The 17,347-nt window shown below is 65.4% G+C and carries 19 protein-coding genes, 1 pseudogene and 1 riboswitch; of the genes and pseudogenes, 5 read left to right on the forward strand and 15 right to left on the reverse strand.

Features of this window, described 5'->3' with window-relative positions; translation table 11 throughout:
* The 3 genes and pseudogenes from KUO17_RS20520 to KUO17_RS20530 all read left to right on the forward strand — a co-directional run.
* Window positions 1-299 (forward strand): annotated as a pseudogene (locus KUO17_RS20520) (hypothetical protein); the annotation flags it as partial.
* A gap of 182 nt (window positions 300-481) precedes the next feature.
* Entirely contained in the window at window positions 482-964 is a 483-nt protein-coding gene (locus tag KUO17_RS20525; protein WP_217977338.1) for a hypothetical protein, read from the forward strand.
* Window positions 965-1,108: 144 nt separating this feature from the next.
* Entirely contained in the window at window positions 1,109-2,383 is a 1,275-nt protein-coding gene (locus tag KUO17_RS20530) for an OmpP1/FadL family transporter (protein ID WP_217977339.1), read from the forward strand.
* Between the two features lie 40 nt (window positions 2,384-2,423).
* Here KUO17_RS20530 and KUO17_RS20535 read toward each other — a convergent pair whose 3' ends face one another.
* Entirely contained in the window at window positions 2,424-3,359 is a 936-nt protein-coding gene (locus tag KUO17_RS20535) for a LysR family transcriptional regulator (protein WP_217977340.1), read from the reverse strand.
* A gap of 114 nt (window positions 3,360-3,473) precedes the next feature.
* Between KUO17_RS20535 and KUO17_RS20540 the strand changes: the two genes are divergently transcribed.
* Window positions 3,474-3,734: a DUF2798 domain-containing protein gene (locus KUO17_RS20540; protein ID WP_217977341.1), complete on the forward strand. Its 261-nt coding sequence runs from the start codon at window positions 3,474-3,476 to the stop codon at window positions 3,732-3,734.
* Window positions 3,735-3,740: 6 nt separating this feature from the next.
* Here the strand turns inward: KUO17_RS20540 and KUO17_RS20545 are convergent, their stop codons facing one another.
* The 14 genes from KUO17_RS20545 to cobO all read right to left on the reverse strand — a co-directional run bounded on the left by KUO17_RS20545 (window position 3,741) and on the right by cobO (window position 16,219).
* Window positions 3,741-4,292 (reverse strand): glutathione peroxidase, encoded by a 552-nt coding sequence (locus KUO17_RS20545; RefSeq protein ID WP_217977342.1) that lies wholly within the window; start codon window positions 4,290-4,292, stop codon window positions 3,741-3,743.
* Between the two features lie 151 nt (window positions 4,293-4,443).
* The gene (locus KUO17_RS20550; RefSeq protein WP_217977343.1) at window positions 4,444-5,652 is read right to left on the reverse strand and encodes an MFS transporter; all 1,209 of its coding nucleotides are present in this window, start codon (window positions 5,650-5,652) and stop codon (window positions 4,444-4,446) included.
* Between the two features lie 63 nt (window positions 5,653-5,715).
* The gene (locus tag KUO17_RS20555) at window positions 5,716-6,120 is read right to left on the reverse strand and encodes a MarR family winged helix-turn-helix transcriptional regulator (protein ID WP_217977344.1); all 405 of its coding nucleotides are present in this window, start codon (window positions 6,118-6,120) and stop codon (window positions 5,716-5,718) included.
* Between the two features lie 40 nt (window positions 6,121-6,160).
* Window positions 6,161-7,354 (reverse strand): glycoside hydrolase family 5 protein, encoded by a 1,194-nt coding sequence (locus tag KUO17_RS20560; protein ID WP_217977345.1) that lies wholly within the window; start codon window positions 7,352-7,354, stop codon window positions 6,161-6,163.
* A 104-nt stretch (window positions 7,355-7,458) separates the two neighbouring features.
* Window positions 7,459-8,187, reverse strand: coding sequence for an adenosylcobinamide-GDP ribazoletransferase (locus KUO17_RS20565; protein ID WP_217977346.1), 729 nt, complete (start codon window positions 8,185-8,187; stop codon window positions 7,459-7,461).
* A complete protein-coding gene (cobC, locus tag KUO17_RS20570) occupies window positions 8,187-8,756 on the reverse strand; it encodes an alpha-ribazole phosphatase family protein (RefSeq protein ID WP_217977347.1) in 570 nt (189 codons plus the stop codon). The genes KUO17_RS20565 and cobC overlap by 1 nt, the downstream gene beginning before the upstream one ends.
* Window positions 8,753-9,808: a nicotinate-nucleotide--dimethylbenzimidazole phosphoribosyltransferase gene (gene cobT, locus KUO17_RS20575; RefSeq protein ID WP_217977348.1), complete on the reverse strand. Its 1,056-nt coding sequence runs from the start codon at window positions 9,806-9,808 to the stop codon at window positions 8,753-8,755. The genes cobC and cobT overlap by 4 nt, the downstream gene beginning before the upstream one ends.
* On the reverse strand, window positions 9,805-10,326 hold the full coding sequence (gene cobU / locus KUO17_RS20580; RefSeq protein WP_217977349.1) for a bifunctional adenosylcobinamide kinase/adenosylcobinamide-phosphate guanylyltransferase: 522 nt from the start codon (window positions 10,324-10,326) through the stop codon (window positions 9,805-9,807). Before cobU ends, cobT begins: the two co-directional genes overlap by 4 nt.
* 1 nt (window position 10,327) lies before the next feature.
* Window positions 10,328-11,782 carry a cobyric acid synthase gene (locus KUO17_RS20585; protein ID WP_217977350.1) on the reverse strand — a complete coding sequence of 485 codons (1,455 nt, stop codon included), beginning with the start codon at window positions 11,780-11,782 and terminating at the stop codon, window positions 10,328-10,330.
* Entirely contained in the window at window positions 11,779-12,771 is a 993-nt protein-coding gene (gene cobD / locus KUO17_RS20590; protein ID WP_217977351.1) for a threonine-phosphate decarboxylase CobD, read from the reverse strand. The genes KUO17_RS20585 and cobD overlap by 4 nt, the downstream gene beginning before the upstream one ends.
* The gene (cbiB, locus tag KUO17_RS20595) at window positions 12,764-13,672 is read right to left on the reverse strand and encodes an adenosylcobinamide-phosphate synthase CbiB (RefSeq protein WP_217977352.1); all 909 of its coding nucleotides are present in this window, start codon (window positions 13,670-13,672) and stop codon (window positions 12,764-12,766) included. Before cbiB ends, cobD begins: the two co-directional genes overlap by 8 nt.
* Window positions 13,672-14,319, reverse strand: coding sequence for a 5,6-dimethylbenzimidazole synthase (gene bluB, locus KUO17_RS20600; protein WP_217977353.1), 648 nt, complete (start codon window positions 14,317-14,319; stop codon window positions 13,672-13,674). Before bluB ends, cbiB begins: the two co-directional genes overlap by 1 nt.
* The gene (locus KUO17_RS20605) at window positions 14,316-15,611 is read right to left on the reverse strand and encodes a cobyrinic acid a,c-diamide synthase CobB (protein ID WP_217977354.1); all 1,296 of its coding nucleotides are present in this window, start codon (window positions 15,609-15,611) and stop codon (window positions 14,316-14,318) included. Before KUO17_RS20605 ends, bluB begins: the two co-directional genes overlap by 4 nt.
* Window positions 15,608-16,219: a cob(I)yrinic acid a,c-diamide adenosyltransferase gene (gene cobO, locus KUO17_RS20610; protein ID WP_217977355.1), complete on the reverse strand. Its 612-nt coding sequence runs from the start codon at window positions 16,217-16,219 to the stop codon at window positions 15,608-15,610. Before cobO ends, KUO17_RS20605 begins: the two co-directional genes overlap by 4 nt.
* Before the next feature lie 138 nt (window positions 16,220-16,357).
* Window positions 16,358-16,581: riboswitch (cobalamin riboswitch) on the reverse strand.
* A gap of 152 nt (window positions 16,582-16,733) precedes the next feature.
* Between cobO and KUO17_RS20615 the strand changes: the two genes are divergently transcribed.
* Complete coding sequence (locus KUO17_RS20615; protein ID WP_217977356.1) at window positions 16,734-17,312, forward strand: hypothetical protein; 579 nt, start codon at window positions 16,734-16,736, stop codon at window positions 17,310-17,312.
* Window positions 17,313-17,347 lie beyond the last annotated feature (35 nt).

A 17,347-nucleotide genomic window follows, 5' to 3' on the forward strand; every position in this document is an offset into this window, starting at 1 on the left:
GGGGCACGCGACCCGAGTTGCTGCGCAACTCTAACAGTCGCTTGCTTCGGCTACCGCCGAAGGGGCTAGCGCCCTGCCCCCTGCACGACACCTACGTTCGGCCTCCTGGGGGACGGAAAATCAAGATCAACGGCAACGGCAACGGCAACGGCAACGGCAACGGCAACAGCCAGAGCCAGAGCCAGAGCCAGAGCGGCGTAGCTTCGCCCTCCTTTTATAGGCACACATTCACACCAGCTATCATCGCGCCAAACACCAATTACACACACCACCCGACCCGCACCCACACCAACCACTAATACCCAAGCGTCATATACGCCATAACAAGCCACCATAATTGATTTAAAAACAGACCTTTACAGAGGAAATATGACACTACACTTCAACTCAAGCGGCCTGGTCCGCTTCCGGCGGGCCTGACCGACCCACTTGCTGCCAAGCACCAGTACCCCGCCGGCCATTTACCAAGTTCGAGGGCACCATGGGTATCGCCGCGAGCGAGTTGAGTGAATTTGTCATCCGCCCCACCCTGCTCTACCTGGGCCGACAATGCCCCTGCGCAGAGGCCCTGCTGCTGGGCGTAGCGGCCAGTCAATCGGGCATGGGAAACGCCCTGCATGATCACCGCGGACACGGCCTGTACCGAATTGCCGAACTACGCCACCAGTCGCTATGGGACCAGTTCCTGGCCCGCGACCCCGACCTCGCAAGCCTCGTGCGCGGCCTCGCCAGCCAGCACGCCTTTCTCAGCGGCCCGCACCTGGAACTGACCGTCAACCTGCGCTACGCCACCGCCATCGCCTGGATGCTGATCGAAGAACAGGCGCCGAAAATGCCGGATCCAGACGATCTGCTAGGCTTGGCAAGAATCTGGCGTCAAACATTTCAACCAAACGCCCGGTTACGCGACTTCACCCAGGCCTGGCAGGCATGTGTCGGCAAGCACACCCTCCAGCCCTGCTGAAACCGCCTACAGAGAAACGCCAAAAAGCGGCGAATCTGGTCGGATTGTCCTACAAAACAGCTCTATCTCCTGAGATACAGCCTATAGCGCGGCCGCAAAAATGTTGATACTTTGCGCTCCGGTGATCCCATGGAGTTTCTAATAATGAAAAAAGCAATACTCAAAACCTCACTCAGCCTCGCCGTCGCCCTGGCCTCCACTCAGTTGTTCGCCAGTGGCTTTGCTCTCAACGAACAAAGCATCAGCGGCATGGGCACAGGTTTCGCGGGTCGTTCTTCTTCTGCCGATGACGCCAGCACCGTGTTTGGCAACCCTGCCGGCATGTCCCGCCTCAAGCGTGAACAAATCACCGTGGGTGGCGCCGCCATCATCGCCAAGTCCGATATCAGCGGCAGCGGTACCTTCGGCGGCAGCAACGACGGCGACATGGTCCCGGTCGTGGGTGTACCCATGGGCTACTACGTCAAGCCCATCGATGACCACTGGGCATTCGGCTTCGGCGTGTATGTACCGTTTGGCCTGATCACCGACTACGAACACGGCTTCGCCGGCCGCTACTTCGGCAGCAAGAGCGAAGTGCAGGTCGTGACCCTGCAACCGACCATCAGCTATGCCTTCAACGACAAGGTCTCGATCGGTTTCGGCCCGACCATCAACCGCATCGACGGCGCCCTGGAATCGGCCACCCTGAACCGCGCCAGCCCAGGCCAGAACGACGGCAAGGTGAAGATCACTGGCGACGACACCGCCGTCGGCTACAACATCGGCGTGATGGTACAGGCCACCGACAGCACCCGCGTCGGCCTGACCTACCACTCGATGGTCGACTACAAGCTCAAGGGCGACACCAAGATCAACGGCGCCGGTTTCGGCCCGTTCAGCGGCAGCAAGTTCGACGCCTCGCTGAAGATCAAGACCCCCGAGTCGGTCGACTTCTCGGTCACCCACGAGCTGGATGACAACTGGACGCTTTACGCAGGCAGTACCTGGACCCGCTGGAGCCGCCTGGAGTCGATCGTCGTCAATAACGAAGGCACCGGCCCACTGGCACCGGCGCTGGGCCAGATCACCGAAGAGCAGAACTGGCATGACACCTGGGCACACGCCATCGGCGCTGCCTACAAGGTCAACAAGGAGTGGACACTGCGCGCAGGCTTCTCCGTCGACCAGTCGCCCACCAACAACCATGACCGTTCGCCCCGTATCCCAACCGGTGACCGCAAGGTGTTCAGCCTGGGCGCCGGCTGGAGCCCAAGCGACGACATGACCATCGACGTGGCCTATTCCTACCTGATGGAAGAAGACGTCAAGATCAACCAGAGCACCGCCATCACCGACCCTTCGTTCAAGGGCTCGTACAATGCCAAGTACGAGAACAGTGCACACGGCCTGGGTGCTTCGCTGACCTACCGCTTCTGATTTCGGCTGAATGAAAAAACCGCCTGCAAGGGCGGTTTTCTCATGCCTGATCCCGCACCGGCCACAGGTGCGCCAGACACTCCTGCACGTAGCCCATGAACGCCCGGACCTTGGGCGACAGCGCGGATCGGTCGGCCACGCACAGGTACACATCCATGGGCTCGGTCTGCGCATACACCTGCATCGGCCGGCAGTACTCGAACAGGGGCACCAGTTGCCCGCTCTGCAGGTACGGCCTGGCCACGAACTCTGCCAGGCGGGTAATGCCACCGCCCATCACCGCCATCTGCGCCAGCACATCGATGTCGTCACTGATCGACACATCGCCAAACTCCGCATCGAAACGCAACCCGTCACGCATGAAGCCCCAGCGCAGGAAACGTCCGTCCACCGGGTAGCGAAACACCAGGCAGCGATGCCCTTTCAATGCCTCGGGCGTACCCGGCCAGCCCGCACGCTCCAGGTAAGCAGGCGCAGCACAGCAAATGAACGGGATCTGTGCGATGTGACGTGCCAGCAATCCGTCTTCCAACTGCGGTGCAATGCGTACACTTACATCCACCGATTGCCGGGCATGGTCGACACGATCGTCGCTCGTAAGCAATTCAAGTGAAAGCTGTGGGTAGCGCACATTGAATGCGGGCATCAGCGGGGCCAGCACATGCCGCGCAAACGCCGACGACGAAGAGATGCACAAGCGCCCATGGGGCTCACTGTCATCTGCGGTGACGGCCAGTTGCGCAAGCTCCAGGTCGCGCTCGACGTGCCTGACCTTCTCATAATAGGTTCTACCTTGGGCAGTAAGCGCCATGCTGCGGGTGGTTCGCGCCAGCAGGCGCACCTGCAGGTGGGCTTCCAGGCGGGCGATGTTCTGGCTGACTGCGGCCGCACTCAAGCCCAGGTTGCGCGCGCCCGCAGCGATACTGCCCGCCTCGACCACCTTGATAAAGCTGCGAATGGAGCCCAGCAGGTTCACGGCACATCCCCAGGATTCGTAAGGTTCTCTTTATAAAGACCTAACGCAGCCTCGTCTACCTCGTTGCCGGGTGCTTTGCTAGTGTGGCGTACCACCCACTGCAGAGAACCTTGCATGACTACGCAAACCCGCCCGCGCCTGAAGCTTGGCGTACGCGCCACCCCGTATGTGTTTGCCTTCTACATGTCGTCGATCATGGCCATGCTGATGTGCTTTGTGATCACCGCCGCCAACAGCGGTATCCATGAAAACTACCTGAGCAATGTGTTCAAGGCCTATCAGCTGGCCATGCCGGTAGCCTTTGCCTGCGTACTGGTAGTACGCCCGATCGTGCTCAAGCTGGTGGCCTGGACCGTTCACCCGGGCAAGCACTGAACGCCATCAGGGTGCAGATGCAATGGCCTTTTCGATGGCAGCCTTGAACTCGGGGTCGTCAGGCTTGGTCAGGCTGGAGAAACTCGCCACCACCTTGCCCTGGCGATCCACCACATACTTGTAGAAATTCCACTTGGGCGCATTGCTTTGCCGGGCCAGCTCGCGAAACAGCGGTGTGGCATCGTCCCCACGTACCTTTTGCGGCTCGGTCATGGTGAAGGTCACGCCGTAATTGGCGTAGCACACCTTGGCGGTCTTCTCGCTGTCGGCGTCTTCCTGCTTGAAGTCGTTGGACGGCACGCCGAGCATTTGCAGCCCTTGCGCGTGATAGGCCTTGTAGGTGCTTTCGAGCCCTTCGAACTGCGGGGCAAAGCCGCAATAGCTGGCGGTATTGATCACCACCAGCGGCTTGCCGGCAAACTGCTCGCACAGGTTGACCTGCTCTTTGGCGCGCAATTTCGGCAACTCGCCCTGCAACAGCGCAGGGCACTCGGCGGCCAGCACGGCACCCGCCCCGACCAGGCTCAACAACGGAACCAGCAACCAGCGTGCGTACATATCCCTTCTCCCGTGCGTGAGTGCAGAGCCTGAGCTTACGCCTAGCACACGCCCATGCCCAACTGCATCAGCGCCAGGCCACCCTTCTGCCAGCCCCACCAGATCAGCCCCAGCACCAGCAGGGCAACCGCCACGCCAGCCAGGCGCCAGGTCATGCGGCCCCCGTCTGCGCCTGCAACCGCGCCACGGGGCGTTCACGCACCGGCCAGTTGAGCGCCGCCGCCAACAGGCTGAGCAGGATCGAGATCTGCCAGACCAGGTCGTAGTTGCCAGTGCGGTCATACACCACGCCACCCAGCCAGCCACCCAGGAATGCACCCAACTGATGGAACAGGAACACGATGCCACCGAGCATGGACAGGTTGCGCACCCCGAACAGGGTGGCCACCGTGCCGTTGGTCAAGGGAACGGTCGACAGCCACAGCAGGCCCATGGCAATGCCGAACAGGTAGGCACTGAGCGAGGTCACCGGGGCCCACATGAACAGCACGATCACCACTGCCCGCAGCAGGTACAGCGCAGTCAGCAGACGCGGCTTGGACATGCGCCCGCCAAGCCAGCCGGCGGTGTAGGTACCGACGATATTGAACAGGCCCACCAGTGCCAGCACCGTGGTGCCGATGGCGGCCGGCAGGTGCTGGTCGACCAGGTAGGCCGGCAGGTGCACGCCGATGAACACCACCTGAAAACCACACACGAAAAAGCCCAGTGCCAGCAGCCAGAACCCCGAATGCGAACAGGCCTCGTGCAAGGCCTCGAGCAAGGTCTGCTCATGCCCCTGGACGGGCAGCGGCTTGTCGCGCAGCATGCTCACCAGCGGCACGATGAACGCCACCAGCAGGCCCAGCACCAGCAACGCTGCCGACCAGCCCAGCCAGCCGATCAGGCCGAGTGTACCGGGCAGCATGGCGAACTGGCCAAATGATCCGGCGGCACTGGCGATACCCATGGCCATGCTGCGCTTTTCAGCCGGCACGGCGCGCCCGACAACGCCAAGGATCACCGAGAAGGACGTGCCCGACAGCCCGATACCGATCAGCAGACCGGCGCTGAGCGACAGCGACAGGGGCGAGTCGGCCATGCCCATCAGTACCAGGCCCGCAGCGTAGAGAACCCCGCCGACGATCACCACCCTGGCCGCGCCCAGGCGATCAGCCAGCGCCCCGGCAAACGGCTGGGCCAGGCCCCAGATCAGGTTCTGCAGGGCAATGGCGAAGGCGAACACGCCACGCCCCCAGCCAAAATCGGCACTCATGGGGGCCAGGAACAGGCCGAAACCATGCCGCACGCCCAGCGACAATGCCAGGATCAACGCCGCCCCCATCAGCACCCAACCGCTCGTGCGCCATACCGATGTCATTATTGTTCTCCCACACCACAGCAAGGTTATGCGGGTATATACCCGCTTATGGTCGTCAACGGCTCAGGCCAATCGTTCCAGCAACCGCACCAACTCATCGCGCTGGTCTTCCCCCAGTTCTACCACCAACGCCTCTTGCGCCAACTCCCAGGCAGGCGTGGCAGCGCTTAGCCGGGCCTTGCCCTGCTCCGTCAGCAACACCAGCCGGTTGCGCAGGTCGCTGCCTTCGGCAAGCGCCACCAGGCCATCCGCCTCGAGCACGCGCAGGTTGCGCCCCAGCGTACTGCGATCAAGGCCCATGGCCTCGGCCAGGGTCGAGATACTCGGCTTGTCTAGGCGCTGGAGGTGGCGCAGCAGGGAAAACTGGGCGACGTTGATGCCGAAGCCTTCAAGGGCCTCGTCATAGTGCCGGCTCACCCCTCGGGCAGCACGACGCAGGTGGGTACAGATGCAATGACTGGTCAACATGGATACGTGTATATACCCGCAACTGCCGGGACGCAAGTGCTCAGTGACCGGCCTCACCCAGCGCAAGGCGTGTGCGAATCGGCTCCGCCAGGCTGGAAGGTTTGCGCTGGAGCGGGTCTGGCAGCCCTTTGTCGATGGCTTGCCAATAGGCCCAGGGCACTGTGGTCTGCCCCAGTTCATAGTCCATGCCGTCCCAGTTGTCCTCTCGAAAACTGTAGAAGGCCCAATGCAGGCGTGCGCGCTCCAGCGTGCCCAGCACGTCCTCCAGGTACTGGGTGCACCCGGCCCAGCGGCGCATGCAACCAAACTCGCCCGCCACCAGCCGGTTGCGCGGTATGCCACGGGCCTGCGCCCAGTCGAGCGGACGTTGCAGGTACTGGCGTACGAACGTGCTGTTCCACTCGCGCACACCCCCGGCAAAGGGCACAGGCCCCGGGTAGGCATAGGGCGCCGTGCGGCCGAGGTTGCCGGCGCTTGTAGCCGCATACGGCTCGTACATGTGAATGCTGTACAGCACACGTTGATCGGCCAGTGCATCAGGCCAGTAGTCGAAGCTGTCGGCGGCCGCGTACCAGCCGGCATCCAGCATGATCGGCGTGTGCGGGTCGACCTCGCGCACCGCGGCGATGATCTGCCGGTACAATGCCGGCAAGTCGCGTGTACTGCCCTGGTGTTCGGCATACCAGCGCTGCATCTGCTCGGCACTGGCATGCTCGGCGAGCCCACCGAGCTTCTCGGGCGCAGGCTCATTGATCAGGTTATAGGCGGCCACCGCCGGGTGGTCCTTCAACGCCTGCGCCAGGTCGCGCCAGAACGCGGCGGACTGCCCCCAGTAGGCGGTGTCCTGCCAGAGCCGATCATCGAACTGATCGCCGTTGTTCTGCGCCCAGCGCATGCCCGGCAGTGACAGCGGCGCGATCACCACCTTCAGGCCTGCGGCATGCGCGCGGTCCAGGTTGGCCTTGAGGGTGGCCAGGTCAGCCTCGACCAACCCCTGGTAAGCATCGGCGCTGCCCAGCAGGAAATCCCGCTGTGCCGGCTTCCACTTGTCATAGGACACCCGCACCCAGCTTGCACCGTAGTCGCGCAAGGCCTGGTAATAGGCCTGCTCGGGGGGCAGGCGGTTGAAACTGTTGCCGCCACGCTGCGGCGTATCCCAGAACCCGATCAGGTCGGCGGCCTGGGCAGTCGCGCCGGAAAGCACGAGGAGCGAGGCGAGAAGAAGAGGTCGCATGCGGTGCACCCTGATGTGAAGAGGGGCAAGGCTAGTCGCGATCGGGCGAGGTGACCCTGGGCGTTTGATTACAAATCGCTACGGGGGCAATACTCAGCAAGGTTTCACAGCGCCAACCCCACCAGCACCGCGACCTCCAGCAACTCCAGCAGCGCGCCCGCCGTATCCCCGGTCGTGCCGCCCAGGCGCTTGGTCATCACCTGACGCAAGGCCACGAACACCACCAGCGCCACGCCAAGCGCAACCACCGCGCTCCAGCCCGCAACCAGCACACAGCCCAGCGCGGTCAACGCCAGCACGCCCTTGGCTACGCCGCGCGGCAGATGCTCGGCCAGCGCCTGCCCCAAGCCCCCCGCCCGCACATAGGGCGTGCACAGAAACAGCCCGAGCATCGCCGCCCGCCCGAGCAGCGGCGCCAACAGCAGGCCCAGCACCTGGCCACGTTCAACCAGTGCCAGCAAGGCACAGAACTTGAGCAGCAGCACCAGCACCAGCGTCACCACCGCGATCGGCCCGCTGCGCGGGTCTTTCATGATGGTCAGGGTACGCTCGCGATCGCCAAAACCGCCCAGCCAGGCATCGGCGCTGTCGGCCAGGCCGTCCAGGTGCAGCGCGCCACTGAGCCACACCCACGCACACAGCAACAACGCCGTGTGCAGCAGCAGCGGGCTGCCTGCCAGGGCCAGGTTCAGGCCCCACAGCAGGCTCCCGAACAACAGCCCCACCAGCGGATAGAACAGCAACGAGCGTCCCATCTGCTCGGGCGCCGGCATACCCGGCAGGCGTACCGGCAGGCTGCTGAGAAATTGCAGGGCAATCCAGAAGGGCAGCATCAGCCCACTTCCACGAAGCGGCCATCAGCCTCGCACAGCAAACGGTGCACGGCGCCATGCCCAACCACCACCTGCAACAGTTGCTCACGCGGCAAGCCACGCGCCTGCGCCAGCAACAGGCGCATCACGCCGCCATGGGTCACGATCAACACGCGCTCGCCGGCATGCGCCTGGCGCAGTCGCGCCATCGCCGCGTGCACACGCTCGGCAAACCGCAGCACCGGCTCGCCATCCGGCGGGGTGAAGGCATACGGGTCGGCCCAGAACTGACCAAGGCCCTGCTCGTCAGTCAGCATCAGCTCGGCCGCGCTCTGCCCTTCCCACGCACCGAAATGCAGCTCCTGCAACCCCGCCTCCAACTGCAACGGCAAGCCCAGGCGCGTGGCAGTCTGTTCGGCAAAGCGCGCGCAACGCTGCAACGGCGAACTCACCAGCCGGTCCCACGGGCCGGCCTCGGCCACCGCCGCACGCATCTGCGCCCAGCCAAGCTCGGTCAACGCATCGTCGAGGCTGCCACGCAGGCCGCCGCCCAGCTCGGTTTCGCCATGGCGCAGCAGGTCGACGATCATGTCGAACGGTCCGCCACCGCCGCCTCGGCGAAGGTCGCCATCTGCCCGTGCAGGTCACACGCCAGACGCAACAGCGGCACCGCCAACGCCGCCCCGCTGCCCTCGCCCAGGCGCAGACCCAGCTCCAGCAACGGCTGCGCCTGCAGCGCATCGAGCACCAGGCGGTGGCCAGGCTCGGCACCGCAATGCCCGAACAGCAGCCAGGCACGGCAACCCGGGTTGATACGTTGCGCGAGCAGCGCCGCCACCGTGCAGATGAAGCCGTCCACCAGCACCACGATGCCTTCCTGCGCGCACGCCAGGTACGCCCCCACCAGCGCGGCAATTTCAAATCCGCCAAAGCACAGCAACTGCTCCAGCGGATCATCAGACAAGGCCGCATGGGTAAGCAACGCGCGCTCGATCACGCGGGTCTTGTGCTCCACACCGGCCGAATTCAGCCCGGTGCCGGGCCCGGTCAGGTGGCTGGCCGGGCAGTCGAGCACCACGCTGGCCAGCGCACTGGCGGCGGCCGTATTGCCGATACCCATTTCACCGCCGATAAACAGTTGCGCCCCCTCATCACGGGCACGCAATGCGCTCTCGCGCCCGGCTTGCAGCGCCAGGCGCCCCTGTTCGGCAGTCATCGCCGGCCCTTGGGCGAAGTTGGCCGTGCCCGCACCAATACGCATATGACGCACGCCGGCAAGCTCCAATGCGAGGTCGACAGTACCCAGGTCGACCACTTCCAACTGCGCACCCAACTGGCGGGCCAGCACGCTGATGGCGGCGCCGCCGCCGACAAAGTTCTGCAGCATCTGGCGGGTGACCACTTGCGGGTACGCCGACACCCCTTCTACGACGACGCCATGATCACCCGCAAAAATCGCGATCCATACAGCCTGCACACGGGGCTTGAGCTGACCTTGCAAACCCGCCATCTCGACAGCGATCTGCTCCAGCCGACCCAGCGAGCCAGCCGGCTTGGTCAATTCCTTCTGGCGCGCCAACGCCTGCTCGCGCACGGCGTGGTTGATCGTGCGACACGGGTTCTGCCACCAGGGGTTACTCATGTACGGGCTCCTTTGAGCGTAAGTGGCAGGCCGGCGACGGTCAGCACCACGTGCTGACAACGTTCGGCAATCGCCTGATGCAGCCAGCCGGCTTCATCGACATAACGGCGGGTCAGCTCGCCCATGGGCACCACGCCCAGGCCGGTCTCGTTGCTGACCAGAATGATTTCGCCCGGCAGGTCCGCCAGGCAGGCCAGCAGCGCGTCGCGCTCGGCGGCCAGGCGTTCGGGGTCGTCGAGCATCAGCAGGTTGGTCAGCCAGAGTGTCAGGCAGTCGACCAGCAGGCAGCGATCGGGGCCGGCGTTTTCGCGTAGCACCTGGGCCAACGCCAACGGCTCTTCGATCAGCGCCCATTCTGCCGGGCGTCGTGCGCGGTGCAGTTGCACGCGCGTGTTCATTTCACCGTCCAGCGGTTCGCTGGTGGCGATGTAGGTCACCGCCAGCGCACTGTCGCTGGCGAGCTGTTCGGCCAGGCGGCTCTTGCCCGAGCGGGCACCGCCGAGGATCAGGTTGAGCATGTCAGTCGAGCCCGCAGAGTTGACGCAGACGGCCGCCATCCAGGTGGTGGTCCACCAGGTCGGCCAGGCGTTCGATGTCCAGTTCACGCAGGGCGTGATAATCGACCTGGTCGACATCGCTCAGGCCCGCCCAGCGCAACAGCGCGGCGCAGGAGTGAGGCGACTCGAACAGGCCATGCAGGTAGGTGGCCAGGATCTGCCCGTCGGCACTGATCGCGCCATCGCAGCGGCCATCGGCCAGGTGCACGGCGGGTTGCTCCAGCGCCGGGCCACGGGTGACCCCGGCATGAATCTCGTAGCCGCTGATGGCCGCCTGTTCCAGTTGCAACGTGCCGCTGACGTTGCGCAACTGCTTTTCGGCCTCAAGCCGGGTACGGTAATCCAGCCAGCCCAGGCCGGCGCTGCTGCCTGCGGGCCCTTCCAGCCCCAGCGGGTCGTCGACCTGGGTACCGAGCATCTGCAGGCCACCGCAAATGCCCAGCAGCTTGCCGCCGTAGCGCAGGTGGCGGGTTATCGCCGCCTCCCAGCCGCGCTCGCGCAGGTGCGCCAGGTCGCTGCGCACGCTCTTGGAGCCGGGCAGGATGATCAGGTCGGCCGGCGGGATCGCCTGGCCCGGCCCGATGAACTGCAGGTCGACCTGCGGGTGCAGGCGCAACGGGTCGAAGTCGGTGTGGTTGCTGATGCGTGGCAACACCGGCACGATCACCTTGAGCACTTGCGCCGCCTTCTCACCCTGGCGCTGGTCAAGACCGTCCTCGGCTTCCAGGTGCAGGTCCATCACGTACGGCAGTACGCCCAGCACCGGCTTGCCGGTGCGTGCCTCAAGCCAGTCGAGCCCCGGCTGGAGCAGGCCGATGTCACCGCGAAAGCGGTTGATGACGAAGCCCTGCACCCGCGCCTGCTCGCTGGGCGACAGCAACTCCAGGGTGCCGACCAGGTGCGCAAACACCCCGCCGCGGTTGATATCGGCGATCAGGATCACCGGGCAGTCCACCGCCTCGGCAAAGCCCATGTTGGCAATGTCGCCGGCGCGCAGGTTGATCTCGGCAGGCGAGCCCGCGCCTTCGACCATCACCACCGGGTACGCAGCGCTCAGGCGCTGGTGCGAGGCCAGCACCGCCTGCATCGCGATGGCCTTGTAGTCGTGATAGGCCACCGCGTTCATGCTGGTGACCGCACGCCCATGCACGATCACCTGGGCACCGGTGTCGCTGTTGGGCTTGAGCAGCACCGGGTTCATGTCGGTATGCGGCGCCAGCCCGGCCGCCTGGGCCTGTACCGCCTGGGCCCGGCCGATCTCGCCGCCGTCGGCGGTCACCGCGCTGTTGAGCGCCATGTTCTGCGGCTTGAACGGCACCACGCCGACGCCCTGGCGGGTCAGCCAGCGGCACAGTGCCGTCACCAGGGTGCTCTTGCCGGCATCGGAGGTGGTGCCTTGCACCATCAGGGTGGTCATGGCTGTTCCTTGCAGTAGTCGTCCAGCGCCTGGACCAGGCGCTGCCAGTCGGCCTCGGTAGCCGGCAGACCGAAGCGCAGGCTGCCAAGGTGGGCGAACAGGCGCAGCAGGATGCCGCGCCGCGCCATGAAGGCATGCAATTGCGGGGCCTGCTCCAGCACCAGGTACTGGAACAGGTCGCAGCCGCCCGCCGGAGCAAACCCGGCGTCAGTCAGTACCCGGGCCAGACGGGCGCTGGCCTGGGCACAGCGGGCGGTCTGTTGCTGCTGGGCCAGGGTGTCGAGCAGGCACGCCTGGCCCAGCACCCGCGTAGGCCCGGCAATCGTCCACGGGCCCAGCTGTTCGGCCAGCAGTTGCAGCAATTGCCGCTCGGCCAGCACAAAGCCCAGGCGCACCCCGGCCAGGCCGAAGAACTTGCCGAACGAGCGCAAAACAATCAACCCGTTGCGCCAGGTTTCACCCGCGATGCTGTGCTCGGGGGTGTTGTCCATGAATGCTTCGTCCACCACCAGCCAACCGCCGCGCCGGGCCAGGCGCGCATGCCAGTCCAGCAGGCGTTCGGGGCTTGTCAGGCTGCCGGTGGGATTGTTCGGGTTGACCACTACCAGCACCTCGAGGCTGTCGAGGAAGAACTCCACCTCGGCTTCGCTGACCTCGCGCACGCGATGCCCGGCACGCCGCCAGCCTTCGGCATGCTCGGCGTAGCACGGCGACAGAACGCCCACCTTGCCGCTGCGGCGCAAGCGCGGCAGGGCCTGGATCGCCGCCTGCGAGCCTGCCACCGGCAGCAGTTGTGGCACCCCGTAATAGTCGCAGGCCGCCTGCTCCAGGCCATCGTCGGTCTCGGGCAGGCGCGCCCAGGCACGCAATGGCACCTCGGGCACCGGGAACGGCCAGGGCGCAATGCCACTGGACAAGTCGACCCAGTCTTGCTGCGCAATGCCGTACTCCAGCACCGCCCGCTGCAAACGACCACCGTGTTCAAGCATAGAATTCAGCCCCCACGCACAACACCAGCAACCACAACCACACGCCCTTGCACACCAGTTGCCAGCCGCGCTCGATGGCATCGGCATCGGCCACCGGGCCCTCGCCCAGCTGCGGGCGCTCGTGCAGTTCGCCGTGATACACCGCCGCACCGCCCAACTCCACGCCCAGCGCACCGGCACCGGCGGCCATCACCGGCCCCGCGTTGGGACTGTCCCACAGCGGGGCCTGGCGGCGCCAGCAACGCAGTGCCAGACGGGTCTTGCCCAGCAACGCGTAGGTCAGTGCGACCAGCCGCGCCGGAAGGTAGTTGAGCAGGTCGTCAATGCGTGCAGCAGCCCAGCCGAAACGCTCGAAGCGTTCGTTGCGATACCCCCACATGGCGTCCAGCGTATTGCTCAGGCGGTACAGCACCACACCAGGCGCACCGGCCACGGCAAACCAGAACAGCGCAGCGAAGACCGCATCGCTGCCGTTTTCCAGCACCGACTCGGTGGCGGCCCGCGCCACGGCGGTATCATCCAGCTCGCCGGTTTCGCGGCTCACCAGATAACCCACGCGCCGGCGTGCCTCGTCCAGCTCACCGGCGCGCAGGGCTTGAGCCACTGGCCGCACATGCTCGCCCAGGCTGCGCAGGCCAAGGGCGCAGTACAGCGCCAGAATCTCTACCAGCCAGCCGATGTACGGCAACCAGGACAGCAGGGTCGCCAGCAGGGTCAACGGCACCACCGCCAGAAACCAGGCCGTGACGCCATGGCTGCGCCAGCCACGCCCGCCGGCATTGAAACGCTGCTCCAGGCGCCCGGCATAACGGCCGAACGCCACCAGCGGATGCGCGCGCCGGGGCTCGCCCAGCAGCGCGTCCAGCGCCACCCCGGCCACGCTCAGCAAAGCCACACTCATCAACGCTCTCCCCAATGGTTTTCGTAGAGCATCTCGCTCAATGGTCGCGCCGTGGCCCAGCCTTCAAGTACCAGCATCGGCGCCTCGTAGAACGCCTCGACCGGCCCCAGGCACAGCACCGCCAGCGGCTTGGCACCGGCCGGCATGCCCAGCAGGTCGGCCAGCGCCTGGGGTTCGAACAGCGACACCCAGCCCATGCCCAGGCCTTCGGCGCGGGCCGCCAGCCACAGGTTCTGGATGGCGCAGGACAGCGAGGCCAGGTCCATCTCGGGCAAGGTGCGACGGCCGAAAATATGCGGCTCGCGGTTATCCATCAGCGCAGCCACCAGCACTTCGGCGCAGTCGTTGATGCCTTCGACCTTGAGCTTCATGAATTCGTCGGAGCGTTGCCCAAGTGCCTGGGCGGTACGCACCCGCTCATGCTCCACCAGCGCCTGGATGTGCTGGCGCAGATCACGCCGGGTGATACGGATAAACCGCCAGGGCTGCATCAGACCTACGCTAGGCGCCTGGTGCGCGGCCTGCAGCAGGCGCGCGAGCAGCTCGGGGGCCACTTCGCCACCGCTGAAATGACGCATGTCGCGACGCTCGCCGATGGCGCGGTACACCGCCGCCCGCTCGGCTTCACTGAATGCCTGGTCGCTCATGGTGCCAGCAACGCCGCCAGCGCCGACGGGTTGGACGGAAAGTAGAAGTGCACATAGGAGGCCGTCAGCCGCCCGCAGCGGTACACCGCCTCGGCGCCGCGCCCGCCGTTGGGGCTTTGCCCGCGGGCGACGGGTTCGAGTGCGGTAGTGGTCAGCGAATGGTGATAGGTATGCCCGCGCAGGGTGCCTTCAGGCAGCGCTACCGCCTGCAGGGCCAACGCCGCCAGGCGTTTCTGCATCACCGCCTCGCCGGCCAGCAGGCCGACCAGCTCGGCACGCTCGCCAGCCACGTCGGTCAGCGCATCGAGCAGGTAAAGCATGCCGCCGCACTCGGCCAGCAACGGCTTGCCTGCCTGGTGATGGGCACGGATCGCTGCCAGCATCGGCGCGTTCGCGGCCAGTGCGTGGTGATGCAATTCAGGGTAACCGCCGGGCAGGTACAGGCTGTCGGCCGCCGGCAGTTCGATGTCGTGAATCGGCGAGAAGAAACACAGCTCGGCGCCCATGTCGCGCAGCAGATCCAGGCTGGCACCGTAGGTGAAGGCAAAGGCTTCGTCACGGGCCACGGCAATGCGCACGCCGGCCAGCAACGGCGCCACGGGCTCAGGTTGCGGCGCCTCGAAGGTCACCGGTGGCGGCAACGCCGACTCGCAACTGTTGCCCAGTGCCGTGGCAGCCGCATCCAGACGCAGGTCCAGGTCGGTCAGTTCGCTGGCCTGCACCAGCCCCAGGTGACGGCTGGGCAGCTCGATACCGGTTTCGCGCGACAGCCCGCCATACCAGCGCAGGCCCTGGGTAAGGCTGCCTTCGAGCAGTTGGGCGTGGCGCAACGAACCTACGCGGTTGGCCAGCACACCGGCAAACGGCAGGTCCGGCTGATAGTGCGCCAGCCCCAGGGCCAGCGCGCCGAAGGTCTGGGCCATGGCCGTACCGTCGATCACCGCCAGTACCGGCACGCCGAAATGGCGCGCCAGGTCGGCGCTGGAGGGCGTGCCGTCGAACAGGCCCATGACCCCTTCGATCAGGATCAGGTCGGCCTCTCCCGCCGCTTCCCACAGCAGGCGGCGGCTCTCCTGGGCACCGACCATCCACAGGTCGAGCTGGTACACCGGCGCGCCGCTGGCACGTTCGAGGATCATCGGGTCGAGAAAGTCGGGGCCGCACTTGAACACACGCACCGTGCGCCCCTGGTTACGGTGCAGGCGTGCCAGTGCCGCAGTCACCGTGGTCTTGCCCTGGCCTGACGCGGGTGCTGCGATCAGCACGGCCGGGCAATGACGCGCATCACTCATAGTTCGACGCCCTTCTGGGCACGAATGCCGGCCTGGAAGGCATGCTTGACCATGCCCATCTCGGTCACGGTGTCGGCCAGTTCGATCATCTCGGGCTTGGCGCCGCGACCGGTGACGATCACGTGCTGCATCGGCGGACGCGCCTGCAGGTCGCCGAGCACCTGGTCGAGGTCGAGGTAGCCGTGCTTGAGGGCGATGTTCAACTCGTCGAGCACCACGAAGTGGATGCCCGGATCTTGCAGCATCTGGCGCGATACCGCCCAGGCAGCCTCGGCGGCGGCGATATCACGCTGGCGGTCCTGGGTTTCCCAGGTGAAGCCCTCGCCCATCACGTGGTAACGCACCTGCTCGGGGAAGCGCCGGAAGAACAGCTCTTCGCCGGTGCTGTTGCGCCCCTTGATGAACTGCACCACGCCACACTGCAGGTCGTGGCCCATGGCCCGCGCGAGCATGCCAAAGGCCGAGCTGCTCTTGCCCTTGCCGTTGCCGCTGAGTACCAGCAGCAGGCCGCATTCGTTGGGCGAGTTGGCAATGCGTTCGTCGATTACCGCTTTCTTGCGCAGCATGCGCGCCAGATGGCGTTCGTCGCGATCGGGGGTATCGGTCATCGGAGGCTCCGTGAGCGGCTGTCGGCCAGGACGGGCAGTACAGGTTCGGCGCGGCGCGACAGCAGGTTGGCGATGGCACACGGAAAACGCGCAGGCCCGGCCACCAGGCCGAGACAACCGCGCATCACCCTCCGTGATGCCGTTGAGCTGTGACAGGCCGGTCTCCGGGCTCATGAGCGGGTCTGCGACAACCCGGCCCGCGCGCCTTCCCGGGGGGTGGCAGCCCAGTGGCATCGCGTGAGCCCGACTCATTTACCGTTGCGGGGGCAGCGCCGGAATCGCGCGCCCTGCGCGCCCACCGGCTTCCCTGTTTCACCCTGCCGACCCACAGGCCACAGAGCACCTGAAACACGCCGCGAAGGTTAGAGGGTTGGGCCATGAGCGTCAATCAATGGTGCTGCCAAGCGGCCTGGATCAATGGCGCTTCTGTCATCTTGTGCAACACTTGCCTGAGTGATATCACATAGCCATCAATCGTGGCGCGTCTCGACCAACAATAACAAGGGAGCACAGCATGCAAGGTCTGATCATCAACAATGCCCGCCTGGAGTTTCTGCGTCCGGCGCTTGAACGCTGGGCCGAGTGCCTGGAACGCTTCAACCAGACCCTGGGCGATGGCGAAGCCCCTTATTGGCAGGGCCAGGAGGCCAACACCGGCGTGCTCTGCGCGGCCGCCTGGCAGGCCGAACTGGTCACCCTGCAAGGTGCACAGACCAAAAAGCAGCGCGAGGAAGGTGAGCGCGACGCGCACTGCGACATGCTGATTGCCAGCAAGGAAGAGAAGGCCTACCTGCAGGTCTCGCAGCGCTGGCCAAAGGTCGGCAAGCTCGACCTCGCCGAGGCGCTGCAGGAAAGCGTGGCCCTGGCCCGACACATCGCCTATGCCAGCCAGCTCAAGGTCGCCGCCCTGTTCGTCAGCCCGTACAAGGCCGGCCAGCACGCCAGCCCCGAAGAGCTGCAAGACCTGGTGGACGACCTGCAAAAGCAGAATGCCTGCGCCATCGCCTGGTCCTTCCCCTATGGTTACCGCAAGCTGCACGACGATGTCGGGCGCTATCACCCGGGTATCGCCTTGTTGCTCAAGCAGGTCTGAAGACTGGCCCGATGGAACCTCGCTGACGTGCCCAC

Source organism: Pseudomonas aegrilactucae (assembly GCF_019168305.1).
GTDB classification, from domain to species: domain Bacteria; phylum Pseudomonadota; class Gammaproteobacteria; order Pseudomonadales; family Pseudomonadaceae; genus Aquipseudomonas; species Aquipseudomonas aegrilactucae.